At 37.2% G+C, this 24508-nt stretch carries 16 protein-coding genes; 5 read left to right on the top strand and 11 right to left on the bottom strand.

All coding sequences use genetic code 11. From position 1 onward, the window contains the following. The first annotated feature begins 21 nt into the window (after positions 1-21). The 4 genes from caiB to caiE all read left to right on the top strand — a co-directional run bounded on the left by caiB (position 22) and on the right by caiE (position 4368). Positions 22-1242, top strand: a complete 1221-nt coding sequence (gene caiB, locus GWI59_RS04695; protein WP_006536201.1) for an L-carnitine CoA-transferase — start codon at positions 22-24, stop codon at positions 1240-1242. A gap of 74 nt (positions 1243-1316) precedes the next feature. Further along, positions 1317-2873, top strand: coding sequence for a crotonobetaine/carnitine-CoA ligase (gene caiC / locus GWI59_RS04690; RefSeq protein WP_115065634.1), 1557 nt, complete (start codon positions 1317-1319; stop codon positions 2871-2873). Positions 2874-2949: 76 nt separating this feature from the next. Beyond that, positions 2950-3735 (top strand): crotonobetainyl-CoA hydratase, encoded by a 786-nt coding sequence (caiD, locus tag GWI59_RS04685; RefSeq protein WP_109848187.1) that lies wholly within the window; start codon positions 2950-2952, stop codon positions 3733-3735. Between the two features lie 39 nt (positions 3736-3774). Continuing rightward, positions 3775-4368: a carnitine operon protein CaiE gene (caiE, locus tag GWI59_RS04680; RefSeq protein WP_006536206.1), complete on the top strand. Its 594-nt coding sequence runs from the start codon at positions 3775-3777 to the stop codon at positions 4366-4368. 64 nt (positions 4369-4432) lie between these two features. Here caiE and caiF read toward each other — a convergent pair whose 3' ends face one another. The 10 genes from caiF to GWI59_RS04635 form a co-directional block, all read right to left on the bottom strand. Further along, complete coding sequence (caiF, locus tag GWI59_RS04675) at positions 4433-4825, bottom strand: carnitine metabolism transcriptional regulator CaiF (RefSeq protein WP_072064411.1); 393 nt, start codon at positions 4823-4825, stop codon at positions 4433-4435. Positions 4826-5391: 566 nt separating this feature from the next. Then, on the bottom strand, positions 5392-6054 hold the full coding sequence (gene fsa, locus GWI59_RS04670) for a fructose-6-phosphate aldolase (protein WP_006536209.1): 663 nt from the start codon (positions 6052-6054) through the stop codon (positions 5392-5394). Between the two features lie 206 nt (positions 6055-6260). Next, on the bottom strand, positions 6261-6872 hold the full coding sequence (locus GWI59_RS04665) for a lytic polysaccharide monooxygenase (protein ID WP_006536210.1): 612 nt from the start codon (positions 6870-6872) through the stop codon (positions 6261-6263). Between the two features lie 433 nt (positions 6873-7305). Continuing rightward, positions 7306-10113: an RHS repeat-associated core domain-containing protein gene (locus tag GWI59_RS04660; RefSeq protein WP_161724107.1), complete on the bottom strand. Its 2808-nt coding sequence runs from the start codon at positions 10111-10113 to the stop codon at positions 7306-7308. Positions 10114-10169: 56 nt separating this feature from the next. Then, a complete protein-coding gene (lysC, locus tag GWI59_RS17660) occupies positions 10170-10400 on the bottom strand; it encodes an Rz1-like lysis system protein LysC (protein ID WP_006536220.1) in 231 nt (76 codons plus the stop codon). Continuing rightward, entirely contained in the window at positions 10342-10698 is a 357-nt protein-coding gene (locus GWI59_RS04655; RefSeq protein ID WP_072064413.1) for a DUF2570 domain-containing protein, read from the bottom strand. The genes lysC and GWI59_RS04655 overlap by 59 nt, the downstream gene beginning before the upstream one ends. Then, entirely contained in the window at positions 10695-11084 is a 390-nt protein-coding gene (locus tag GWI59_RS04650) for a M15 family metallopeptidase (RefSeq protein WP_161670883.1), read from the bottom strand. The genes GWI59_RS04655 and GWI59_RS04650 overlap by 4 nt, the downstream gene beginning before the upstream one ends. Beyond that, the gene (locus GWI59_RS04645) at positions 11081-11398 is read right to left on the bottom strand and encodes a phage holin family protein (protein WP_072064415.1); all 318 of its coding nucleotides are present in this window, start codon (positions 11396-11398) and stop codon (positions 11081-11083) included. The genes GWI59_RS04650 and GWI59_RS04645 overlap by 4 nt, the downstream gene beginning before the upstream one ends. A gap of 62 nt (positions 11399-11460) precedes the next feature. Next, positions 11461-15792, bottom strand: coding sequence for a SpvB/TcaC N-terminal domain-containing protein (locus tag GWI59_RS04640; RefSeq protein ID WP_161724105.1), 4332 nt, complete (start codon positions 15790-15792; stop codon positions 11461-11463). A 55-nt stretch (positions 15793-15847) separates the two neighbouring features. Beyond that, positions 15848-22717: a neuraminidase-like domain-containing protein gene (locus GWI59_RS04635; protein WP_161724102.1), complete on the bottom strand. Its 6870-nt coding sequence runs from the start codon at positions 22715-22717 to the stop codon at positions 15848-15850. 430 nt (positions 22718-23147) lie between these two features. Here GWI59_RS04635 and GWI59_RS04630 point away from each other — a divergent pair, with 430 nt between their 5' ends. Next, the gene (locus GWI59_RS04630) at positions 23148-24020 is read left to right on the top strand and encodes a LysR family transcriptional regulator (RefSeq protein WP_161670886.1); all 873 of its coding nucleotides are present in this window, start codon (positions 23148-23150) and stop codon (positions 24018-24020) included. A gap of 4 nt (positions 24021-24024) precedes the next feature. On the opposite strand, the gene GWI59_RS04625 is transcribed toward GWI59_RS04630, so the two are convergent. After that, positions 24025-24480: a regulatory protein RecX gene (locus tag GWI59_RS04625; protein ID WP_006536241.1), complete on the bottom strand. Its 456-nt coding sequence runs from the start codon at positions 24478-24480 to the stop codon at positions 24025-24027. Positions 24481-24508: the final 28 nt, after the last annotated feature.

The raw sequence follows: 24508 nt of genomic DNA, 5'->3' as shown, positions 1-24508 counted from the left end.
AACCACTTACGAGGTGACGCTATGACAGAACATTTACCAATGCCACAATTCGGCCCACTTTCAGGGGTTCGTGTTGTGTTTTCAGGAATTGAAATTGCAGGGCCATTTGCAGGACAAATGTTTGCAGAATGGGGTGCTGAAGTGATTTGGATTGAAAACGTTGCATGGGCTGACACCATTCGCGTTCAACCTCACTATCCCCAACTTTCCCGACGCAATCTTCATGCGCTATCGTTAAATATCTTTAAAGACGAAGGTCGTGATGCGTTCTTAAAATTAATGGAAACAACCGACATCTTTATCGAAGCCAGTAAAGGCCCTGCCTTTGCACGCCGTGGCATTACTGATGAAGTATTGTGGGAGCATAATCCTAAATTGGTTATTGCGCATTTATCGGGTTTTGGTCAATACGGCGATCCGCAATATACCAACCTACCCGCTTATAACACCATCGCTCAGGCCTTTAGTGGTTACCTGATCCAAAACGGTGACAAAGATCAGCCGATGCCAGCCTTCCCTTATACCGCAGACTATTTCTCAGGGATGACAGCAACCACATCCGCATTAGCTGCACTGTATAAAGTCCAACAGACAGGCAAAGGCGAAAGTATTGATATTGCTATGTATGAAGTGATGTTGCGTATGGGGCAATACTTCATGATGGATTATTTCAATGGTGGTGAAATCTGCCCTCGAATGACCAAAGGGAAAGATCCGTACTACGCAGGCTGTGGGCTTTACCGTTGCCAAGATGGTTTTATCGTGATGGAAGTTGTCGGTATCACTCAAATTGAAGAAATTTTCAAAGATATCGGCCTTGCTTATCTTTTAGGTACACCTGAAGTGCCAGAAGGTACTCAACTTATTCACCGTATTAATTGCCCTCATGGTCAATTATTTGAAGACAAGTTAGACGAATGGTTAGCAAAACAACCGATCACTGAGGTTCTTAAACGACTTTCAGAGCTTAATATTGCCAGTGCCAAAGTACTGACTATTCCTGAGCTTGAAGACAATCCGCAATATATCGCGCGTGAATCGATCACCGAATGGCAAACCATGAATGGCGAAACCTGCAAAGGGCCAAATGTGATGCCGAAATTTAAAAATAACCCAGGAAAAATCTGGCGTGGAATGCCATCTCACGGCATGGACACTGACGCAATTTTGAAAAATATCGGTTATAGCGACGAACAAATCAGGGGGCTGGTCGATAAGGGACTGGCTAAAATTGTAAAGTAACACTGTAAAATTCAGGCGCTGTATAGACATAAAACACGTCTGAATTTACAGCGAAAGAATAGGGTAATAGTTTAATGGATGTGATTGGCAAACAAAACTTACGTCAAATGTGGGATGATTTGGCAGAGGTTTATGGCACAAAAACAGCGCTAATTTTTGAATCCGCACAAGGACACGTGAGACAATTTAGCTACAGTGAATTAAATGAAGAGATAAATAGAACCGCGAATCTTTTCCATGCTGGTGGCATAAAAAAAGGCGATCACGTTGCCTTACATCTTGATAACTGTCCTGAATTTTTCTTTTGCTGGTTTGGGTTAGCAAAAATAGGCGCTGTTATGGTGCCCATTAATGCGCGCTTTATGTATGAAGAGAGCGCATGGATAATCAATCATTGCCAAGCTCATTACGTGGTAACACGCGATAATTTCTATCCTATTTATCAACCTATGTTGCAGGATGAACAAAATCCTTTAACTCAGTTGTTTTTAATAACAGAAAACACGTTTCCTACTGAGAAAGGGGTTATTGATTTTCTAAAAGAGAAAGCCAAGCACCCTGTTACGCTTAATCATCACACCCCATTAAGTGTGGATGACACTGCTGAAATTCTTTTTACCTCAGGAACGACCTCTCAACCCAAAGGCGTCGTTATCACTCACTATAACTTACGCTTTGCGGGTTATTACTCATCATGGCAAAACGCATTACGAGAAGACGATATTTTTCTTACCGTTATGCCTGCATTTCATATTGATTGCCAATGTACGGCATCACTGCCTGCCTTTTCTGTGGGCGCCACCTTTGTTTTACTCGAAAAGTACAGTGCTAGAGCCTTTTGGAAACAGATCCTTAAGTATCAAGCAACCGTAACAGAATGCATCCCCATGATGATGAGAACTTTAATGACACAACCTGTTTCATCAGAAGAAAAACAACACAAATTACGCGAAGTGATGTTCTATCTCAATCTCGCAGATGAAGAAAAAGACGCTTTCATTGAGCGCTTTAACGTGCGATTACTCACCTCTTACGGCATGACAGAAACTATAGTGGGTTTAATCGGTGATAGACCTGGCGATAAACGCCGTTGGCCCTCCATTGGTAGACCCGGTTTTTGCTATCAAGCCCAAATCAGAGACAAACAAAACAACGAAGTCCCTGATGGGGTTGTAGGCGAAATTTGTGTAAAAGGCGAGCCTGGAAAAACCTTATTCAAAGAGTATTACAACCGACCCGATGCTACAGCAAAAGCACTAGAGCCAGAAGGTTGGTTACATACTGGTGATTATGGTTACCGTGACGATGAAGGTTTTTTTTATTTCGTTGATCGCAGTTGCAATATGATCAAACGCGGTGGCGAGAATGTCTCTTGTGTTGAGATTGAAAACATCATTTCTTCGCATCCTAAAATTCAAGATGTGGCGGTAATTGGTGTACCTGACAATATTCGTGATGAAGCGATTAAAGCTTTTGTGGTACTGGTTGAAAATGAGACCTTGAGTGAAGAAGAGTTCTTCCATTTCTGTGAGCAAAATATGGCGAAGTTTAAAATCCCCTCTGAAGTTGAATTTAGAGATGGCTTGCCTCGTAATTGCTCAGGAAAAGTGATTAAAAAGCATTTGAAATAAGGCATAGGTAAGTTTAACCACAAATTAATAACCTCAATCATAAATGCTTATTTTTGATGACGAAAAGGAATACAACATGAGCCAGTCATTACACCTAACAACTCGTGGTTCTGTACTTGAAATTGTATTAGATAGACCCAAAGCCAATGCTATTGATGCGAAAACCAGCCATGAAATGGGCGAAGTTTTCCTGCGTTTTCGTGATGATCCGAACTTACGTGTCGCGATTATTACAGGTGCAGGTGAACGCTTTTTCTCCGCAGGCTGGGATTTAAAAGCGGCGGCTGAAGGTGAAGCCCCTGACGCTGATTTCGGTGCGGGTGGTTTTGCGGGTTTAACCGAGCTTTTCAATCTAGATAAACCTGTTATTGCTGCAGTTAACGGCTATGCTTTTGGTGGTGGATTTGAATTAGCACTCGCTGCCGACATGATGGTCTGCTCAGACAATGCTTCTTTTGCGTTACCTGAAGCACAACTAGGCATTGTGCCTGACAGTGGTGGCGTATTGCGTTTACCTAAACGTTTACCCCCTGCTATCGTCAATGAAATGCTAATGACCGGCCGTCGCATGAATGCGGACGAAGCATTACGTTGGGGCATTGCAAATCGTGTTGTCAGTGGCGCTGAATTAATGGATAGCGCTCGCGAGCTGGCTGATCAAATCGCTAATAGCGCACCACTAGCTGTGGCTGCTTTAAAAGAAATTTATCGCGCTACCAGCGAACTTTCCATTGAAGATGGCTACAAATTAATGCGCAGTGGTGTATTAAAACATTATCCAAGTGTTCTCCATTCAGAAGATGCCACAGAAGGGCCACTTGCCTTTGCGGAGAAACGTGCACCTGAATGGAAAGGTCGGTAATGATCTAGTGTTTCGATAATACAACAAAGAGGAAAACGGATGAGTATCTACGCGTTTGAAGGCCTTGTTCCTGTGGTACATCCAACGGCCTATATTCACCCTTCAGCCGTATTAATTGGCGATGTGATGATTGGTGCAGGTGTTTATATCGGCCCGCTCGCTTCACTCAGAGGGGATTATGGGCGCTTGATTGTTGAAGCAGGTGCCAACCTTCAAGACGGTTGTATCATGCACGGTTATACCGATATGGATACCATTGTTAGAGAAAATGGACATATTGGGCACGGTGCCATTCTTCATAGTTGTATTATCGGGCGTGATAGCCTAATCGGCATGAATAGCGTCATTATGGATGGTGCAGTGATTGGTGACGAAAGCATTGTCGCTGCAATGAGCTTTGTAAAAGCGGGTTTTCAAGGACAACCTCGCCAAATGTTAATGGGCAGCCCAGCCAAACATTTCCGTGATATTACCGACCAAGATATGGAATGGAAACGGATGAACACTCGTGAATACCAAGATTTAGCGGTACGTTGTCGTCAAAGCTTAGTTGAAACCACGCCATTAACTACTCCTGAACCTAATCGTCCGCGTTTACGTGGGATAACAGACGTTAAACCGAAAGGTCAGTAACAAGTAGCGACAGGTGCCATAGCGCCTGTCGTACTCTCTTTATCGTTAGATCAAACATGATCTATTAGCGTCGCTGTGATTTTGACAACATCCATTGCCATTTTTGCTCATGGTTTAATCCATGAGGGATCATGCTGGCTAATTTTTCAGGTGAGCTTTGACTACTTTTGCCTTGTACATGACCTTTTAAGCGTGAATAAAGCTGAGGATCGATATGACTGACTTTGATCATTCGTTGGCATTGGCAACCTCGGCCTTCAAGCTGATTAGGAACACTTTTTGTTTCACACTCAATTTCTTTTACATCAGAAAGAATGTAAGAAACGATATTAATCGCATTGCATTGAGGGATATCGAATTTTTTCGCGATCTCTTTTGCACTTACCCAACGCTCTTGCTCTTGAACCCAATCAGCAATAGACAGATAGAGTGGCTTATTCATGTATTCTTCACACATATTTACTCCAGTATCACAAATAAAGTTTTATTTATCGCTAAATAAAGATAATAACTGAATATGTTAATTATCATTGCACCGCGGAGTATCGGTTTTCCCTGTTAATTAGGTAATTTAACTACCCCATTAATATAATATTAGTTTTTTAACAACCAAACTCTTTAATTAACACGCCCGTCACAATTTATTATTTTGTTATTAAAACCAAAGTAATAACAATTAAACTGAGTAAAAACAAAAAAACAATTAAATTTAAAAAATATAAAAAAATCGTAACAAACAAAATATAATGGATTGATATATAACTTATTTATAATAACAAAATAAAAAACATAGATTATATTAATAATCCATTTATAGACTAACATTATAGTAATAGATCTGAATTTAGATTGCCAGAAAGGTGGCTTATTATTAGATGTAAATCAATATTCGTTTATTTTAAGCTATATTAACCTAGTTATTAATACATTAGTAAAAATGAAGATTAATAACTCCATATACCAAATTTGATAAATTAAGTGCTATATAGCGCTATAGCACTTAATCTCATATTATTAATTTGATTATAAAAAACGACGTTCGAATGCTGTTTGCCAATCATCCGAAAATCTATTTACTGCATCATCGACAACCGGTGAGCGAATAATGGAGTAAGCAAGCTCAATCGGTAATGTCACCGAAGAAGCGCCAGCTAATAAACAATCGACCACTTGGCGTGGCGTTTTAAAACTCGCGGCGAGGATTTTGGTCGGTAAATTATGCATGGTGATCAAAGTTTGTAACTCTTTAACCACTCTTACCCCATCAGAGCCTTGCCTATCCATTCTATGTACATAAGGAGCAATATAATCTGCCCCTGCTAATGCTGCCATTAAACCTTGTGAGACACTGTAAATTGCCGTGCCTAATACCAACATATTTTTTTGTTTTAATTGTTTAATGGCGACCAAACCCGCTTCAGTAACTGGAATTTTAATCACCGTATTATCAGCAATATTGCCAATACGTAGCGCTTCTTCAATCATAGTATCGACATCACTGGCAATCACTTGTGCAAATACGCGCCCTTTACCACCCATTGCCGCTTTTAATTCAGGTAACAGGGTTTCGATATTTTGTGCCGATTTAGCAATAATGGAAGGATTGGTGGTGACACCTGCAATAGGAAGAACTTGAGAGAGTTTTCTGACTTCTTCGATATCCGCGGTATCTAAATAGATTTCCATAATCGCACCTCAATGATGTTGGTTTTAAGCTAAATAATTATAGGTATAACATAGAAAATAACATTGTAAGCGGTCGATTTCTAGTCAATTTAATGAAAATAGCGCCCATGAAAAGGCGCTATTGATTAAATATCAACAATAAATAACCGTTATTTTTATTTAATAAATAAAAAACTAATCTAAACTTAGATTTTAAATTAAATAGATTAGTTTTTAAATTCTGCATCAATAACTTGATAAAATGCATTCTTTGTATCGGCGATATCCCAGACACCTAAAATAACCTGATAACCTGAACGCTCTGGTATATTACAATTTATCTCTACGGTTTCTTTTGGTATTTCACCATTATCATTTTGTTGGCAGAATGGTGTTAAATCAAAATCATCACGAGTCAGCGGTTTATTAACATCCCACCCTGGTTTAGTAATAAAAAACCGCCATGATTTTGTGCTGTGCTTCGCAGTTAATGTCCATTTAAATGTATTCTCTCCACTTTTCATTGCTACTTTATGCCAGCGATCAGCACTTTGTTCATTTAACTCAGAAAATGCCGCATTTCCACCACTGGCAATTTTACCATCAACAGGCCCTTCTTGAGGAAATTTGTTAGGCCCTTCAATTGATTGAGGTTCATACTGTATTGAACCACAGTTTTTATTTAAATTGTTTCCTTTTGATGAACAAAGAAAAGCTCTGCTAGGTGGCACATCAATATAGCCATGTTTTAGCGTTACATCAGCTGACGCTGTTGAAATAAAACCCGCTGATGATAATAATAACGTCGCAGTAAATACCATAAGTTTATTTTTCTTCATAATAAAGCCTCATAATTATTAATAAGTATTTTTAAATATAATGATTGCATCAATCACAATATATACTAGTCAAAAAAAGATAATTAAATATTCATTTATTTATATTTGTGAGCGATATCGATATTTAATTTAATATTAAAATGGAACTAAAACAGTCATTTAATATTTATTAAATGACTATTAATAATAAAAACAATAAATAAATTTATTTTTAATACTTTATTTTATCTTTTATTAAAAAGATTCAAATTATCGGTATGAAGTAAAAACAACCCAAATGAGACAAGAAAACTGTCTCACTGAGTTGTATGTTTTGGGTTTACTCAAAAAATACGAAAATCTCCTTGAGATATTGCCGAACGATTCAAATCGGCAATTTGTATTTGAAAATCAATATAACCTATCTTTCAGTTTATCTTGAATCACTTGACGTCTAGGCTTTCTCGTTTAAATGTGACGATAGTTTGTTCTCCATTCTATTATATTGATTTTTGGGATGGTAATTCGACCACTCACTTTTTCCAAAAATTTCCTCATGAGATATTTTTTTACCATCACGGTAAAATATCAGGTTGGAGCGAACTTCGGGAAGGTCTCTATGTCGGTATAACCAACGAAGTTCACTGGATGTTATACTCGCCCCGTGTCCTTCTTTTGATATAACCACACCAATATCATCTCCAATGAGATCGGTCATAAAATGAAGCGGTTTTTTTCTGACTAGCAGCTGAAACTCCAGCCCGGCTTTACTGGTCTTTTTCCATAAAGGAACCCCAAATTGCATTGCTTTCCATGGTTCTGATATAAGTTTAGTCGCCTCATCCTGATCTATGACATTGTATTTCTCATGAGAAGAAATAAATTGTCTGAATTGAATGGCTCGCTCAGGATCGTTTAACTGTTTTTTTATCATTTTGTTATCAGAATACTCCTTAGGCTTGCTAACATCCCAGACAGCATTAGTGATATCATTTTGAATGATAATATTAGTTTTCTCTTTCACCTTCCGGAAAGATTGTCTAATGAATTTCAAAATATTTTTAGTAGATGGTGGTTCAATCGCTTCTATTCTTTTAAAGCCGGAAGAGCTCAACGCAGATAAAGATTTCTCTCGAGGCTTATCTAAGCCATAAAGAATATCTCCCCTTTGAAATATTTCTGTCAAAGGTGTGCCATTTGGTATGGAGTCAATAGTTGGCATTCGCCCATCAGGATCATGAAGAGTCACTGGGTTATTACGTACCATTCGGTATAAATTTAGCCCATCAATCGTACCGGCGGGGTCGGCACTTAACCAACGACCAATCCACGGCTGATAATAACGGTAACCGTAGTAATACATTCCTGTAGAATCTTTTTCTTTCCCTGAATAACGAATGGTTTTGTAATCCGCCTCTACCGCATTTTCGCTGGACCAAATGGCTGTACCCCCATAAGGGTAATATTCCTCATAACTGACTAATTTCCCTTGACCGTCCGTTTCTAATCCGCTGTTGCCAATACCATCATCATAGCTATAACGCAGTGAGTTATTTTCAATTTCTTTCGGTGAGCCAATCTCCCAACACAATGCCCTGACTTTTGCACTGATACCCGCGTTAATTTGAACGACAGCATATTTCTCTGTAATAGCACTTGCACTCACCTCCCATTGTTCAATATTCGGTAAATAGTGCGTAGTGACTTTTTCTAAATCACCGTCAGCAACTTTGCGCCCGCGTATTTTCGTCATACGTTGGCTCGCACTGTTATATTGATAGGTTTCGCCCTCAGACAAATGCCCACTTTCCATTATCTCTTTGGTGGCTTTCAGATGATTACGGTTATCCCAAATAATGGCATCCCCATTAAGAAGTTGGGTTAAATTACCACTCTCATCAAAATAGCTATCCACGTTTTTTGGATCTGAACATTGTGACTTTAATAAGGCGCGATTGGTTTTATTTGAAACGGTAATATCTTGAGTAAAACTTTGTTGCGCAATAGCTGAGTGATGGCGAATTTGCGTTAAATTACCGCTTCTGTCATAAGCGTATAAGCGGGTGTAATTAGTATAGCTTTGTGCATCTTTCACTAACGTAGTAATTGGCTGAGATTGCATTGAAGCAGGCGTTTGTTGATTGGCGGATTCACGCCCTGTTGCACTGACCAATTGATACAGTGAATCATAAATATAGCGATTTTCAGGCACCACTTTCTGATTGCGCCAATAACGCGTTGCTTCTGCATCATTTTTCAAACAAATAATGTTGCCCACCGGATCATACTCATAACGCAGATCTTGCATGACCTTCGCCCCTAACGCATGACCTTGAGGGCGCTCTGTTTTAATATGCAATAAACGTTGTGTTTCTGGCTCATATTCATAAGTGGTGACCAAGCCATTACCCTGCTCTTCACGCAGTTTTTGCCCCGCAGCTGAGTAGGTTAAAGCACGTAAAATCGCTTGCTCTGATTGTCCTTTTAACGTCAACCAAGTTTGTTTTACAAAGCCTGCAATATCATAGGCAATACGGCGTTTATTTCCCTTTGCATCGGTTTCTTCTAATACAGCACCTGTCGCATCATAAGTATATTGAGTAGTAAATTTTTCAGCTTGTTGAATGTCATTTACTTCACGACTTGAATTCCAGTCAATAACACTCCCCATATAAAATTGTTGCGTTTCTGCAATAGCATGCCCCAAGAGAGAATAATTTCCATATGTTTTTTTACCTGCCGTATCAAAGTGTTCAATACATTTTCCAACTTGGTTGGTATCGATTAACTCACTCGCGTTTCCTTGTCCCCATTTAAATTTTTGAATAACCTTCGTGTCTGAATTCCCTAATTTTCCTTCTTCTACTTTCTCTAAATATCGTTCAAACCCAGACTCACTATATTTATAGATTGTGACCGTTCCTTTGGCATTAATCTGCTGTGCAGCCGTGCCTTCAATATCATTGAGATTAAAGCTATTCCCATTATCAACCCCTTGAGATAAAGTAATGGCGCCACCTAAGCTTATGGTTTGTTGAATATTAGGTTGAATAGAGGTGTCTGACTGTTGTGCGTCATACAGTCTTGCATCAATGCTGCGTTCTAAATAACCACGCGCATGATACTGATGGCGCGTAATGCGTTCATCGGTTTTATCCAGTGAATCAGGATGACGACAATAACTAATCTCACGAATGGATGATCCACGATTATCATGAACCACAACAGTCGGGGTTCGTGTATATAATTGTTGATTTAACATATTTCTATAATTCCTTAGTTTGCATGTTTTTTATTATCTAGCGCATTGGTACCGAGCTAACTTTTTGTTGCCAATATTTCTGCCACCGCTTTTTTATCGGTATTACATTTCTCTAATACCAACATTAAACGCGCCACATAATCAGGATAATCCCCCCACACTTGCACATTAAAAAACGGCGCGGAACAGGGCTGTAATAAGTGTGTTGGTACAAATTTATCTGGCGCTTTAACGACGGTTAAGGGTGTTTTGCTGCAACTGGATAACAGCGTCAGGCACAGACTCATTAGCACAAGGCGCTTGAGCCAAAATTTGCCGTAACTCTTGGCGTATCGCATGATTTTCTTCCTCTAAATAGTGTTGCTCCTTTTGTTGACGCGTTAATGTTTCTGACATTTTTTCGGCTTGTTGATGCCATTGCACTAATTGTGATTGCAACGTGCTTTGTTGATATTCAAGCTGACTATTTTGCTCAGAAAGTCGACTTATTTGGTTATGTTGATAACGAATAACTAGCAATGTAACGACGACAATGAGCGCTCCCCCACCCTTAACCCCCAAACGTAAAAAAGTGCTTATATTCATGGGTATGACTCACGGCATAATTCGTAATGGGGCCCATCGCGAAATGAAACCCAATTTCCCCCCCAATTAATTGAAACACCTAATTGGGAAGATGCTTGTTTCATGGCTTTTGATACTGATTCAAATGCAGACCAATCTTGCCAAGGGATCGCACCATTTACTAATGGCACAATATCAACTGCATGGCCCGTTAAATGGCGACTATTCAGTGTTTTGCTTTTGCCCTCTTTTATGAGTGCTTTTTGACGTTCTAATGAACGAACGCCTTCAATCACCACAAAATCATATTTACTCAATGTCAATGCCAAATGGACAACGCGGACAAGATCTTGATGTACATCCTTTAGGTTATTTTGGCTTCGTTGACTCAATGTATAAGTATTCATTTCGGCTCCTTAAGGTTGTTCACACCAAAAATACGGTGCCACAACCAAATCAGTGTTGTACTCCCCATTGAGCCAAAAAGTCCTGCAATCATGTAAGACATATAACGACTTGCACCACTTTCAAAACTTAACAAGCCCCCCAATAGTCCAGTAAAAACCGAGATAACCACTTGGCTTGTAATTCCACACCAAGACCACTTTATTTGTTTCTGTTTTATTTCCATTAAATACCTCACGATACCTCCCCAGGCTGAAAATCCACCGATAATCATCCAAGCGAGTGCATCACTTTCAGATGGGATTGCGACCAGCATAATAAAATTCCTACGTTAAGCGGGTTAGAGAGAGAAGAGTCAATAACCCGCATTTCATCACCTTATGTTAAAGTGTCATTTTCATCTTCCTGCACAATAAACCAAGGTGTCACAAGGGTATTACGCTGATAACCTTTGGCAGTAATAACCCGATATAAACGCCCCAATGCGTCATAGTAGTGAGTATCAGCAAAACGATTTTGCTGAGCTGAACTATCAGCAAGATAACGCCAGTCATTAAGAAAGTAAGGTTGATAAACTCGCTTTACATTCCCTTTGTTGTCATATTCTGTTTCGCCTGAAATAGCCCAACGAATCGTGGTGCTCTTTTGTTGCGCTCTCTGATTTTTATCAACCCTCAGTGTGGCATTATCGCTACGTAAAAAGGCTTCACCGGCTTCTACTCTGATAGAGGTTTGCAGTAAGCGACCAAAACCATCACTAAAAGCAATTTGCTGGCGAATTTGCTGCAGTGAGTCACTGTCATAACGGTCTGTCATGATTTGCAATGCATGAGGCGGTAATTTTGCTGATGTTGACATCCAGCTATCTGTCACATACACAAAACCCGTTGCAATCGGCAGTGGCGAGGTTAATGCTAAAGCACCATCGATGGTTGTCGGCATAGTAAACGCTTTATCGCTATAACCGCTTTGTTTGCCGTCTTCCGTTCCTGAAAAACGCGTCGTCGTCACACGACCTAAACCATCAAAAGTGACTTGATGAATATTATGATTGGCATCAGTAATCGAATTAGGCGATAAAAAACGCCAATCGTAAGAGAGATGGAAATCTTGTGTATTTAAGGGTGATTCTTTGCCTATGAGTGCACAAAATTGCTTATCCCATAGTAAGTTATATTCACAGGACAATGCAGATTTCTTATAAATCAGAGGCTTATAAAATTGTACTAATGAACCATATTGGATAATACCTAACAATGGTTTCACCCACAGCGTTTTGCCTTTTTCTGACTCATCAGCAAATAAATACGCTTTTTGCTGATAACCTGCATTTTTCATAATGTTATCCAGTTTTAAATTTGGATAAGGATGTGAAATAGCGTTTGCTGTTTCTTCATCTAATTCCGCCGTTTCGCTATAGGCCAAACGCACAGGGAAATCAGGTTCTGATAATGTCGCTTTACCTTCAGCATCCATATAAGCAAGCTGCTGTTGCCCTACAAAGACTGATCCTGCTTTTTGTGTCAGCAAATTATTGGCTGCTAATAAGGCTTCGACACTTAATCCTTCTTTCGGCTGTTTTTCTGCTCCCAATGTCCAAATGTCTTGACGACTCGCATTAGTAATCGCGAGCTGATAAACCTGTTTTTCAGGATGAACAAGATGATGGCAAGTTTGACGCGATAAACTCAAACATAGTGTCTGTTGTTGTTCGTCATAACTTGATGCCCATAACGTTTCTGGCAGGCTTTCGTAATGCTGATAAGGATTTTTCGCCCCCTTAGCGCGTCTTGGATAGTTAATCGAAACGGCTTTAGAAACAAAACCATAGTCGTCTTGCTCTAAGGTGATCTGTTGATGACAAACAGGATCAGAAGCAATACGCTCATAATGATAGACTCGACTTTCCACGGTAGACGGCATCACGACTGGCGAGCGCCCTTGCGCTTCAATTAAACGCACTTGTGGTCGTTGTTCAGTGACAGCATAAGGCACATCAGCAACCACTGCGTTATCTAACCCATAGATTTCTTTTCTGCGTAACTGACCTTGTAACCCACGCTCAAACCAATAGGCATGTTCCTGATAAATAGCATCATCACAGGCTTTTTCTGAGCTGCCTTCACCTTGTGTAAATCGAGGAGAAAACAGTGCAAATGCAGCATCGTCGCCTTGCCAAAACTCATCAGGCATTTGGGTATCAACGACGGATTTTCCTGTTAAAAACCATTGTCGAGTTAACGCACTTGGCGTTTTGTCTGCCAGATCTTCTTCACTTTTAAATGACTCTGCATTGGTCATTTCAACACAACCAAAACCACGAAACTCTTTTTCTATACCATCCCAGACACCATGACGATAGTGGTAAGTTTGTGTTAAACGGCTTTGCGTAATTTCATCAATAGTTTCAATTTTCCACAGCGTATGCAGTGCAAAAGGTAAATGGCTAACCGCTTTCTTTTTATTTTGTTGTTGACGAGCCAATTTCTCATCCAGCCAATATTGCGCTGAACTACGGTAGTGCAGAGTTTGAATCAAACCCATATTGTTATTAATCGATGTTAATAACCACGGTTTTTGATTTTGTAAAGAAAGCACCCAATGTTGTGGTGTTGGATACGATTTTGTCAGTAAAATACTGGCAATTCCTAAACCTTGCACATCAGCAACTTGTAATTGGCAATGGCTATCAAAACGTATCCCTTTAGGTAATGCGATATCATCACCACGCACAAATTGTTTCCCACTTTGGTTAAAATACACTTCTAAATGGGTCGATTGAGCGTAAATAATATCAGTGGTACCACTACCATCGAGATCCGCTAAATAGAGTTGATTAGGGTTGAATTTAAGGCGATCGGCAGAAAATCCAGGAATAGTGATGGGTAAACTGAATTTCCCCTCACCTAAATGAACCCAACATGTCAGACCTTGGTAATCCACTTTAATTAAATGTTGCTGACCTGAACCCAACACATCACTAAATGCCACTAAGGTACGACGATTGACGTTTTTAATGGGTAACGTTACGCCTTCAGCCTGCATCACCTCTTTGCTTTTTTTCCAACCTTGAGCAGAGCCAGCATAAAGACGAATACTACGAGGACCAATTAAGGCGAGATCAGCAAAACCACTGCCTGTTAATGAAGTCATTTCCGCTCTAGGATGAAAATATTCCACAGGTAATGCATCAAGTGGCACAAAATTCAGCCAACTTTCTGCTTTCGTTTCATCCTGAGTGTAATAACCATTGGCATGACCTTGTGTCACTAACCAATCCAGTTTTCCATCACCTGTTACATCCGTCAGCATGGCTGAGTTTCGTAATGATGGAATAATGGGGAGTTTTTTCGCTTTGTCCCAAGTGACCGCATTTGGGTTTTGCTTATCTTCTTTTCTGATGGGGGCGCGATACCACCAAGCGCCACTGTCTTGATACAACACACCTGCAAGCCCTTCACCCAATAAATCGACATATTGATAAGGCTGTTGTGGTGTAAAAGAAGCCAGTTCATCCAATGATTGCCATTGTGCTTGTTTAGTCGCACCTAGCATTTGCCAATCAAATTTCACAGGGGGCAATGTGACTAACGACTGAGCATCTTTATTATCGTTAAACGCAGATTGTTGCGCCGAAACTAAAATTGAACCCGATCCCGACTCGTCATAAGTCAGTGTTAATCGAGCAACTAACTCTGGAGTTTCTGCTAATGCAGCCTGTTTTTCCAAGCTTTCAAGACGGTGATACATCAACACTTGGCGGCATAAACGGCGAGTGCGTACTTCAAAACCGTAATGGAAAAGAGAAAAACAGTCTTTACGTAATGCCCATGCTGAATTGTTCTGCCATTGAGGATAAGTCGCTAACGCACTACTGCGTTCACCGTAATCAAACACCAGCACAAACAGGGCGTTTTTCGATAATGTATTATCGGATTTGACACAAGAAAAAACACGTTCACCCACCGGATTACCGTAATACACTTTCTCTAAATAACGTTGTGTATTGGCATTCACATGCGATTGAATTTCTTGTTGATCACACCCCTGTTCATCTTCAGCACGATAATGATATTCAATTTGTTCACCTGTTGCAGAAACAGACGCATTCAGGTTCCATTGCGCAATGTGCGCGCGGTTTTGGCTATCCACAATCTGTGCTGTTATTTCATAGCCGAACAAATGAGCATCACCGTTTGCATTCAGCATCACCCAAAACTGAGTAGGGATATTTGCAGGGACATTCTCCTCATGTAATGACCAAAACTCAAAACGACTAAAGCTTTTCTCAACACGAGAGCGATAAGTAATTACTTGATAGTGATGAGCAAGTTTTACGCCAAATAACTCATCCCGTTGCGCAATTTCAACTTCACCGTTCTTATTGATAATCGGCACAATCACTTCGCCATTAGCACCCACAAACTCATCTAATTGTGTATAAGTCGGTACGCCTTTTGAAGTACGACGACGGATCGACATCACACCGACAGACCAACCAAACCCAAATGCGCCGTTACCTGCTTGATTTTGATAGGTTAAGCTTAAAGAAGGGGCATAACCACGACCTTTACTAATAGGCAATGGTAAGCTAAAAGTGGCAGCACCATCAGGGCCGACTGCGCCCATATTGCCCGTTAACCCTGTGACTGCACCACCGCCTTTCGGTAAATTTGGAGCATCAAAGGCCAAGTTCTCTGAATTTTGCATGTAGAACTCCTGACAGGCTCCTTACGGAGCCTGTAATTAATTAAGATTTAGATAATTAACGAATGGTGTAATTAATATGGAGAATGATGTCGTTTAATGTCAGTAACATCTCTTTTTGCTTATCTGTTGCATCAGGGAAGCTTAAAGTCAGTGTACTGGTATCATCCACTGGTAAACCTTCAAATGGTAGATAACGATCATCATTAAAATTCAGTTGGAACTGACCGCTGTCATTCATGCCATGAGAAATCGCAATCGCACTACAGCCACGAGGTTTCACTGCACTACCACCATAATTCAGCACTGCACGAATATTCTGATAAGCACCTGTCAACATAGGTAATGTCACACTAATTTGTTTAACGCGACGCAATTTACCTAAATCAGCAGGATAATCTTTTCCTATTGCTAAGTCAGAGAGCTTAATAGAGGCTTGTAGCTGTCCGTCTTTTAAGCTAATACCATTTTCAGCCGTACCAAGCTGTGTTTTCGATTTGTTAATCACATCAGCGACTTGCTCAAAACCAAACTTATTGCTGCTTAAACCTTGATACACATCGGCCAACGACACAATCTTGGTGATTTCCAATACACGGTTATCTTTTTCAAAGTAGCTGTTTTCCATTTGGATCAGGTTATGCATTAAGCTTTCACCCGCCATCAAACCAGAATAGTTACCTTGCCATGCCCTTGGACGAATAAAGGTTTGTGTTTCACCTAAGTCGTACTGATAAGCCAATTCTGCCATACGACAACGAGAAACAGTTAAGTCGTAAAAAGGTTTATAAATCGCCATTAATTTACTGCGTAACCAGCTATACAGGGCTTTATTGGTAAACTTATTTTGCAAGAAGGTTAAGTGCTCTTGTGTTTGCTGTTGTTGTAACTTCATACTATCTAACTGCAGTTTCGCCGCTTGTCGACGAACCTCTAATGCGGCAAGTTGAGCATCAAACTGATCTAATTCGGATTGTGCGGTGTCACATAATGAGCCCCACTCTTCATAACGTCGACGATAAGACTCTGATTGACTTAATCTATCTGCGGAAATACGGGTGGCAGAACTTGATAATTGCAGAACAATTGATGTTGCATTAAAAATAGCGCCAAAACGTGATCCCCCGACAGCCATACCATAAATATTTGGCACAAGATCTGCAGCCGCTGCTGCCATATTGAGCCCTTGGCTTGCGGTATTTAACACAGAAGAGCTCAAATAGAGATCCATGGCTTGTTGTTCTCGTGTGCTAATATTCTGGTTATACAATTTTTTATAATAAGTAAGGCGTTTATCAGCACCTGAACGTAAATCCTGTAATGCTTTTTTATTATGCTCAAACTCTTCCAGCGTTTTCTGCTGGTATTTGATATTTTGCAGAATAATTTCGCTACCTTGAGTGATCAATAATTCAGACAATGCTTGTGCATCTTGGCGTTCTGTAATGCTAAAAAGTGAGCTACCAAATTGCATTAGCTGATTGACCACGGATTTTGCGCTATTTAAAATAACAGGGAAGCGCTGTGTTGGCATCACTGCATTTGGCAAACCACCACCACCTTGTGATTGATACACGGCAGCATTTTGCAGTGCTTTAGGATCTGCTGGTGTCGTATAAATTGGCAGTGACAACGGTTGTCCATCAATCGATAAATTGTGACGTAAATTAAATAAACGAGCTTTTAATATATCTCGATACTGCGCTAATTTTTCATTAATTTGCGGTAAAAAAACCGAAGTTAAGGTATTTGCAGTACGCGGTAACTCCCCATCGTCACACACTTCATGAATTACGCGTGTTGAGGTTGTTTTTGATGCTGCATCAATTAGTTTTGGTGCAGACCAAATAGCGTCACTGACTGATTCCGTTTCAGCACCTAACAGCTTCAGCGCCTGCACATACCACATTTTAGCTTCATTTAAAGAGTCTCGTTCAAGTAGACGATAAGCGCTGTCTCCCCTTGCCATAACAATATCGAGGTACTTCATAAACGTAGCCAGCTTATAGTGCATTGGATCAGCTTGTGCCACAGCATCAGGATCGGTTGAATCCAATTGGTCATTATCCCAAGCTATATCTGCTAACAATGGCTGCGAATTCCAAACACGATGAGTATGAGTATCACTATCAATATAACCAATTGGACTAAATACATAACGTAGCCAACGATTAGCTTCATCGTAATTTTGTCCTTCTAACATCACATTTGCTAACATCATTGGAGTGTAATAGAACAGTTCCCAAAAATAGAGGGCATTAGCACCATTAAAATCCATCGGTACGTCAGCACCTTCATCCAAAGCAGGTTCAGGTAGCCTCTGAGAACTTAATGTTAAAATAGCATCAATTCCTTTATTCGCACGTTTGACTAATTGGCGTGCAAATAACGTATTTAAACGTACTAACAAAGGTTTATTTGCTACTGTCATTGACATATATTGAGCATGTTTTCGATTTGTTTTTAAGCTAATAACACTTTCATTTATATTTTCCAATTCACTAACTTTGAAAGAACATAAGATTTCAGAAATAACTTTTTGTTTCTTATTAACCGCTATTACTTTTGTAGTTAATATTAATTCACCATCATCATTAAAATCACTTAGCGGCACATCAAGCTTAAGTACATTATTTTTACTATTGAAGCTATTACTGCCTTCATTTAAAGAAGTATTGGCTTTAGACCATTGTTCAAGAGAATAGGTGACTTTATTATCTGGATTAGAAGATAATGTTATCTTAATATCTTCAATCATTTCATCATCAGTATAGATAACTTTATTTAAATCACTCTCACTAATAGTCAATGGGTAAGATATCATTTTCCCATATGCACCCAGAAGCAAGTCACTCTTTGTTTCTCCTGAAACAGAAAAAAGAAATCTTGGCGTTTCTGTGTTTAAAAATTTTTGTAACGATACATCGCCTAACTCATTAGAAAGCGTAAAGGCGATTTCATTTTTCGATGTATAAGTTAATAAATTATTTGACTGTTTAGTGAAAAAAGCCAGTTCTACGTTATAGTCTTCTCCGTTATTAATATCTGAGCCTTTAATTATCGCATTTTTATTATTATCATAAATAAAGAAGTAAACTGTATCTGTATTAATATCAAAACCCAAATAATAACTATAATCAGTTTTTATATTAAAAGCCAAAGTTTCTAACTTACCGACACTACCAGAAGTATAAACAATATCCTCTAATATAGCCCCCTCTTTTAACAAACCTTTAAAAATATCTTTAATAGATGCAGGAGCAAGATGTCCATAATTAACATCACAGTTAATAAAAGCGGAAAGATAACAAGATAACATTTCATTTTTCGATTCTATACTTACGCCATTAATTAAACTGCCTGAAAGAGAAACATTTTTAGAGTCAGTCGTTTTTATATTATCAATAGGATCATGAGAAATAGAATAAGCAAATTTTCCTCTCAACATAAATTTGTTATTAACATTATTAATGGATTCTTTACCAACTATATCAAATTCAGATTTCACATTAATATAAATGTTTTCTGCATTTTCTTCATTTGAGTCCGATATATTAGAAAATATCATTTCATTATCAATAGAATAAACATTATACTCCTTATTTCCATCATCATAGGTATCCTTAGTGATATAAGTTAAAAAGTATAATTTATCAAGCTCTTGATCATAGCTTAAATGAAAATTCCCTTCTTTTTTCTCTATGATATTATTAGAAAATTGGAAATCAATAGGTGAACTCCAAGTTCCATCATAACGGATATGAGATAGATTTAAACTATAATGTGCCTGCTTAGAAATTGGTACAGACGTCGTTTTTTCTTTATTTTCAATTTCTCTATTCTCAACTTCTTTACGTTCAATCCAAGCAACATATAATCGATTATTAAAAATAACAGGGCGAATTAAATTATTGTAAGGGTTAGCACCATTCTCAATTTTCGTCCACTCAGTCCAGACATTGGATGCCATGACACCTTTTTTTATTTTACTATGATCTGCACTACGCCAATAATAACTTGCTTTTTCTGATGCATTATGACCAATAAAATAAGTCTTTCCATCTTCTAATGTCACACCATCATGGTAACCACTAATTACATCTAAATTAGCAATTTGTTCAAAAGAAGTTAAATATGTTTTAAATGCATCATCAATTGTATCACTGTTAATGCTATTTTGACTGATCGTCTGTAACAGCGTATCCATCATTTTAGTTTGACCAATACGTACTGTAGGATCAATATAATTTTCAGGATAATAAGTTAATAAAGAGATGCCACTCCAAGTGCTATAACGCTTATTATATTTATCCCAATCTATAAAAAATTGACGAGATTTAATAGATGTGTGATTAGCTTTCATATCTAAGGATAAAAATTCATTGATATATAGCTGTATACTTGCAATAGCTTGTTCTATCTTTGTGGTTTTTATTTCAGATGAGATCTTATTATCAATCAGTAAATAATAATAAACATCATCACTAGTTACTAAATTTAACTCACTAAACTGATTAATATAAAATGAACATAATGCAACACTCTTTTTTTCATCCATTTTATTTTTTAGTAAAATAGCTTGTTGAGCGTTTAATCCACTTTGTAAGTTTTTACTGACTCTATCCCAATTCAAATAATCTTCTTCTTTATTACCACTTATGGAAAATTTTAATTTAGTTAATAAATCAAAATTATTTGGTGTAATATTAAAAACTTTAACCATATCAATATAGCTAGAAATTTCTTTGATATTATCAAACTTAATCACATCATCAAGTTTCAATAGAGAGATTATTTGATTAATCACATCTTCACTAACTTTATATATTTTTGATAAAGTTGAAGCTCGATCTCTACCTATAATAATGTTTAACAGCTCCTCTTTATTACTTATTTTATCTAAATAAAAATGATGAAAATCAGATAAATCTTTTATTGACTTGATATTTGGAAGGATTATTTCATTACCAATCGCACGTTGCCCCCCCAATATATCTATCTCATCTTCATTTAAGCCTATTTTAGCAAAAATAGCGATCATTTGGCATAAATTTTGTATATAAGTAATAATATTATTTTTATCCTCTTGTGTTTTATCTTCCTTATTGATTAAATCAACAAAATTATAAATAGTTAAATTTAATGAAGCTGTAGATTCCAGAGTAATCCATACGGAACCAGCTTGCTTTAAAGAAGAAATATGAAAATAAGAAGATATTATAGGTAAATAAGATTCTAATATTGTCTGTGGATATAATAAGGCATTATTAACTAACTTAACATTCATTAATTCTTCAATAAGATTTTTTATTTCATTTGTATAGCGCAAATCATATTGATTTGCCGTCATTACATATAGTTCCGGAATATTCAATTTATAATCTTGAATAAACTTTAAATAATTATCTATTGTATAAATTAAATTAGCCGCATCATCCGATGAAGATTGTTGATTAATGGGTTTACTAAAAGGATCTGACAACATATCGAGTAATAAAGAAAGAGTATAAATATCTAGGCCATGTACTGTTGCCAATAAATATACTCGATATAACAGTGAAATATTTTCTATAGAACAAGTAAATTCCGTTGTTTTACCTGAAGCTAATTTCCACATAGCAGCAATACCAATATCATCGGCATGAAATGCTCTTTTTAAGGTATTAATACGTATAATATCATCTGGAGATGATGAATTAAAATCAAGTGCTTTATTATCTGCAATAAATTTTAATTCACCTAAAGGAGGAGAATTAAATAAAACATCAAATAGAGACAAGGAATTATTTAATGTGTTTTCATTAATATTAGCACCATTAAGCACTATAGATTGTTCAATATTAATATTGTATTTCTCCATAATATATTGCACATGAAGAATAGAGCGGATCACCTCAGAATCAATATTGTTATCATTATTTTTTGTTTTAATTAAAATAATTAAATTATCAACAGAGATCCCCGTTGCTTTATGCAAGCGAATAATTTTATTTAAGATCAACATGCCTTTTGAAGATAATTCATTATTTACTTTAAGTGTATTAAATAATGGTAATATTTCTTCTTCTGGAATAGAATAATATTCAGATAAGAATCTTAGATTATTTTTTAAACTAATATCCTTATTTCCGAAATTTTTCTCTACTAGTTCATCAATATTATTTTCAGAAATTACTTCTGTTAAAATAGTATATAACTCAGGAGAAATCGATGAAATAATTGTTGAGATCCATTCTGTATCCAAAATATCAAGAGAATCCTTAGCTTTCACTAATTTATCAACCAAGCCATCGTGTAATAATAATGTTTCTCGAATAGTTTGATAAGGTTGATGATAAGGATTTTCACCCATTGTACGGTGTGTTGCTAGTTCTTGAAATAAATCTTTATCATTACCTAATTTATATTGTAATGCTGTGGTTAATATTTGATTTGATAAAGACAGTGTTGAAATTTCTTTATCCATATTTTCTTGAGAAAGTACTAATTCTGCTAAATCAGGACGGCGTTTATTAAGGCGATACCTTGGGTTTTCAGCATGTATTTCTTTCGCTTCACGATAAAGTTCTGTTAAATAACCCGCAGGCGAAAACATCGATGCTACAGATTTAGAATCGACATAATAGTTGTCTCGATTTGGGATCCAATTTTCTAATGTATTACTTTGAGCAATCTGAGATCGCATTCCTAAAGCCACTGCATTTTGCACTTGTGGATTACGACGTGCTAAATAGTGTGCTTCATTGATTTTACTCATTTTGGCGGCTTTTTGTGCTTCTTTATATAATGTTTTTGCTTCATGCCAACTGAGTTTTTCTTCACTAAGTGCATAAATTTCATGAAGCGATAATGGTGTTAAATCGTTAAGCGAGATCATGTCTGATGTATTCGCCTTCATTTTTGTTAAAAGCGTATTAATGTTTTTCATTAAATATTTTCCTAATATAAGTTAATTTAAAATAGAGAGAATAAAATCTGTATTTCATCTCGAAAATTAAAATATCAAGAAAAAAAAATAAGAAAATTGACTTTTTTATAAGCTACTATTGAGTTTTTTTATTCTTTACCGACTAATTACTGTTTTCAATTAAAAGATAAGCGTAAAAAATAGAGACAAACAACAAGTAAAATAGATTGATAAAAAGTAATCAATCATTTGATTTTGTTTTTATAAAAAATACGACTATTTATTATTAATATTAGTCAATAATATCGCTTTTTAACTTTAGCTTTGGAATTATTTCATTTTTAGTCGTTATAAAATCATTATTGATAAACATCAATATAAAAATATCACTCAGGGCGATTATTAAAAAATAACTTATATGAGATTTATATGATTTGTGGAGAATGTCTGAATGTTTTTCTCACGAAAAATAAACCAGTTCTTTGCTGTCGCGACTTGTCAAAGTCTAGTAAAAGCAGCAGAACAAACTCGTGTTACCCCATCCGCACTACGCCATGGTATTAATGAACTTGAAAGCCAATTGGGTAAATCACTGATTAAACGTTCTAAAAATGGGATGGATCTTACTCCCGCGGGAAAATCACTCTATAACCGTTTGTATCCTTATTATGAAAAAATCCGAAAAATTGAAAATCAAATAATGAACTCAAACGAGGAGAATACCTCGCTTTGTATCAAGTTAGATGGTCTTTATTATCCTGACTTAAAAACAAAATTATTGGAGATCCGACAAGAAAACAATCGATATAAATTATCGTTAGAAGATGGTTGTATCGATAATATTAACGAAGAACTTTTTGATAAAGAGTTTGATCTTGTTATTTCGTCTCTTGAGTTTGATTATTCTTATAAAAAAATCAATGCGATTAATTTATGCACACAAAAGGTCGGTTTATTAGTAAATAAAAAGCTGATTGAAAAATATCCAGATACCAAAACCTTCTTTGCCAAAGAAACCTTAATACAAAGAAGCAGTTCTTTGCGAAATCCGATATTTACAACCATTTTAGAAAGACTAAAAAATAAGGGATATCAATATCACACGTTAGGGTTAACGGAGATGGCAGATGTCTTACATTGTGTTGATGAGGGCGAGGGTTACTGCTTTATACCCGAAAATATTGACTATATTTCAACCATTACAAACGATGAAGTACAATTTATACGATCTCCTTTTCCTTTTGACTTCTTCTTACATCAAAAAGTCTATTTTAAAAAAGAGAATAATAAAAATTTAGCCGATATCGCAATGACACTGCGTTAATGACTTAAAATAGCGAATTAATATATTCAGAGGTAAACCCTCGATATTGCAGATAGCGAATTTGTTTGGCTCTCTCTTTAAAATCTTTGGGTTTGTCTGTACCAAATTTTTTCTCTTTAAGATCTTGGCAGAGTGCGTACCAATCGGTATCTGTTTCTTCTAATACACGATCAATAATTTCGCTAGGGAATCCTTTTAGGCGTAATTCTTGACGAATACGTAACGGCCCATAGGATTTATTTAAATAACTACGAAAGAAACTATAAATAGTTCGATTGTCATCAAGATATTGGCTTCCAAGTAAGCGTTCGATTACTTGAGGCAAACATTCGGGGGCAGTAGGTGAATCTTTCTCAGTTTCACGAATTCGGCGTTCGATTCGACGTTGTAGCTCATTTGTACTGTAATCACGACGAGAGAGCATAAAAATAGCGTACTGGTAAAGCTCCTGATAGGTCATAACGGTCCTTTCTTAAAAGCGTTCATAG

The sequence above is a fragment of the Proteus sp. G2673 genome (assembly GCF_009915125.1).
GTDB lineage: Bacteria > Pseudomonadota > Gammaproteobacteria > Enterobacterales > Enterobacteriaceae > Proteus > Proteus penneri.
The sequence above is the reverse complement of the archived record's forward strand: the minus strand, read 5'-3'. Positions and strand labels throughout refer to the sequence as shown.

Bases quoted from the DNA above. Each gene is read 5' to 3' on its own strand.
- caiF (WP_072064411.1), bottom strand. From the start codon at position 4,825: ATGTGTGAAGAATACATGAATAAGCCACTCTATCTGTCTATTGCTGAT.
- caiB (WP_006536201.1), top strand. From the start codon at position 22: ATGACAGAACATTTACCAATGCCACAATTCGGCCCACTTTCAGGGGTT.
- GWI59_RS04650 (WP_161670883.1), bottom strand. From the start codon at position 11,084: ATGAATACTTATACATTGAGTCAACGAAGCCAAAATAACCTAAAGGAT.
- caiC (WP_115065634.1), top strand. From the start codon at position 1,317: ATGGATGTGATTGGCAAACAAAACTTACGTCAAATGTGGGATGATTTG.
- GWI59_RS04630 (WP_161670886.1), top strand. From the start codon at position 23,148: ATGTTTTTCTCACGAAAAATAAACCAGTTCTTTGCTGTCGCGACTTGT.
- GWI59_RS04640 (WP_161724105.1), bottom strand. From the start codon at position 15,792: ATGCAAAATTCAGAGAACTTGGCCTTTGATGCTCCAAATTTACCGAAA.
- GWI59_RS04655 (WP_072064413.1), bottom strand. From the start codon at position 10,698: ATGAATATAAGCACTTTTTTACGTTTGGGGGTTAAGGGTGGGGGAGCG.
- GWI59_RS04665 (WP_006536210.1), bottom strand. From the start codon at position 6,872: ATGAAGAAAAATAAACTTATGGTATTTACTGCGACGTTATTATTATCA.
- GWI59_RS04635 (WP_161724102.1), bottom strand. From the start codon at position 22,717: ATGAAAAACATTAATACGCTTTTAACAAAAATGAAGGCGAATACATCA.
- caiD (WP_109848187.1), top strand. From the start codon at position 2,950: ATGAGCCAGTCATTACACCTAACAACTCGTGGTTCTGTACTTGAAATT.
- caiE (WP_006536206.1), top strand. From the start codon at position 3,775: ATGAGTATCTACGCGTTTGAAGGCCTTGTTCCTGTGGTACATCCAACG.
- GWI59_RS04645 (WP_072064415.1), bottom strand. From the start codon at position 11,398: ATGCTGGTCGCAATCCCATCTGAAAGTGATGCACTCGCTTGGATGATT.
- lysC (WP_006536220.1), bottom strand. From the start codon at position 10,400: ATGAGTCTGTGCCTGACGCTGTTATCCAGTTGCAGCAAAACACCCTTA.
- GWI59_RS04660 (WP_161724107.1), bottom strand. From the start codon at position 10,113: ATGTTAAATCAACAATTATATACACGAACCCCGACTGTTGTGGTTCAT.
- fsa (WP_006536209.1), bottom strand. From the start codon at position 6,054: ATGGAAATCTATTTAGATACCGCGGATATCGAAGAAGTCAGAAAACTC.
- GWI59_RS04625 (WP_006536241.1), bottom strand. From the start codon at position 24,480: ATGACCTATCAGGAGCTTTACCAGTACGCTATTTTTATGCTCTCTCGT.